2 protein-coding genes and 1 pseudogene are annotated in these 1,644 nt (G+C 56.5%); 2 read left to right on the top strand and 1 reads right to left on the bottom strand.

The genetic code is table 11. The features are described 5' to 3' along the window. Positions 1 to 18 precede the first annotated feature (18 nt). A pseudogene (locus tag HY308_14450) lies at positions 19 to 1,287 on the top strand (IS701 family transposase). 140 nt (positions 1,288 to 1,427) lie between these two features. On the opposite strand, the gene HY308_14445 reads toward HY308_14450, so the two are convergent. Beyond that, positions 1,428 to 1,592: a hypothetical protein gene (locus tag HY308_14445; GenBank protein MBI3899474.1), complete on the bottom strand. Its 165-nt coding sequence runs from the start codon at positions 1,590 to 1,592 to the stop codon at positions 1,428 to 1,430. Here HY308_14445 and HY308_14440 point away from each other — a divergent pair. Then, positions 1,542 to 1,644 (top strand): EAL domain-containing protein (locus HY308_14440; protein ID MBI3899473.1); only part of this gene is annotated, 103 nt, incomplete at its 3' end. The genes HY308_14445 and HY308_14440 overlap by 51 nt on opposite strands.

The following is a 1,644-nucleotide window of genomic DNA, read 5'->3' as shown; positions in this document are numbered from 1 at the left end:
TGATGTGATGGATACGACATGAGCCTGAATCTTGAGTCGCGGTTTGAAACCTATTGTGACGAGTTGGTCAAAGCGCTATCTCACGCGGATCGCAGTCAGCCTGCGCGCTGGTATCTGAAAGGCTTGATGTTGCCTGGAAGCAGAAAGAGCGTCGAACCGATGGCGGCGCGAGTGCATCCAACGGATGTGCGGTCGGCACATCAGTCGATGCACCACCTGGTAGCCGACGCCGAGTGGAGCGATGAAGCCTTGCTGGCGACCGTAGCAGGATTGGTTCTGCCTGCGCTTACACGTGGTGGCGACACCTGTAACTGGATCATCGACGACACGGGCTTTCCGAAGAAAGGGATCCATTCGGTTGGGGTGGCACGGCAATATTGCGGACAAGTGGGCAAGACCGATAATTGCCGCGTCGCGGTAAGTCTGTCGCTGGGGACGCAGGCCGGCAGTCTGCCTTTGAGCTACCGTTTATATCTGCCGCGTGAATGGACGGATGATCCCGAGCGTTGCCTGGCAGCGGGTGTACCTTCGATGATCGCGTTTGCCACCAAAAATGAGATCGCGCGGGCGCAGATTGAAGCAGCACTGAAAGCAGGAATTCCACGCGGCCCCGTGCTGGGGGACGCAGCCTATGGCGATGACACGGCCTTGCGAGATTGGTTAAGCGAGCAGAACCTCATCTATGCGCTCGGAGTGCGCACCGGCACGACAGTGTGGTGGGGCGAACATCAACCGGTAGCTGCGCCGATTGCCGGCAAACGCGGAAAAACAAAGACCCATCTGACGCGCGATGAGCATCATCAGCCAATTTCGGTGTTGGAGCTGGCCAGGGCACTCGCGCCACAGTGCTTTCGTAGCGTCACCTGGCGCCAAGGCGTGTCTGAACCATTGCGCTCACGGTTTGCCAGGGTACGGGTACGTGCCGCCCATCGCGACCGTCCGCGCGCCGAGGAATGGCTCGTTATCGAATGGCCTAAAGGCGAGGCTGAGCCGACCCGCTATTGGTTGTCAACGCATCCGAAGAGCATCACTTTCGCGCAGTTGGTTGATTCCATCAAAGCGCGCTGGCGTATCGAACGCGATTACCAGGAGCTCAAACAAGAATTTGGCCTTGGCCACTACGAAGGGCGTAATTGGCGTGGATTTCATCACCATGCAAGCCTGTGTATTGCCGCGTATGGATTTTTGATGCGTGAACGCCTGTCAGGTGCAAAAAAAAACGGCGATCAATTCAAAGAACCTGCCCTACCCGAAGATTTCCGCCCGCGCGGGGCGAGGTCCGATGCAGCGGCATATGCCGGACTCGATCGCTACATTACGCTTTCGCCTGGCGAACGCCATCTCCCAAGGCTTGCGTCAGTGCCCATGTTGCGGGCGAGCACCAGATAGAGTCATGAAAATTTAATAACACAGTAGAACTAGAGAACCTACTCGCTACTTGCCTCGCCCGGCACGATATCGATGCAGAACTTGTCGAAATTGAAATTGCTGAAGCCGCGATGATGGGAGAGCAAACGGAGACTATTGCCTAACTCTCCGCCATAAGAGCGGTAGGAATTAAGTTGCTGGTCGATGATTTCGGTACCGGTCATTCGTCGCTCTCCCTGATCAATCGACTCGATATGGATGTGCTCACGGTCGACC

The organism is Gammaproteobacteria bacterium, from assembly GCA_016199745.1.
Lineage (GTDB): Bacteria > Pseudomonadota > Gammaproteobacteria > Acidiferrobacterales > Sulfurifustaceae > JACQFZ01.
Note: the sequence above shows the minus strand (reverse complement) of the source record. Positions and strands in the feature narration are given on the sequence as shown.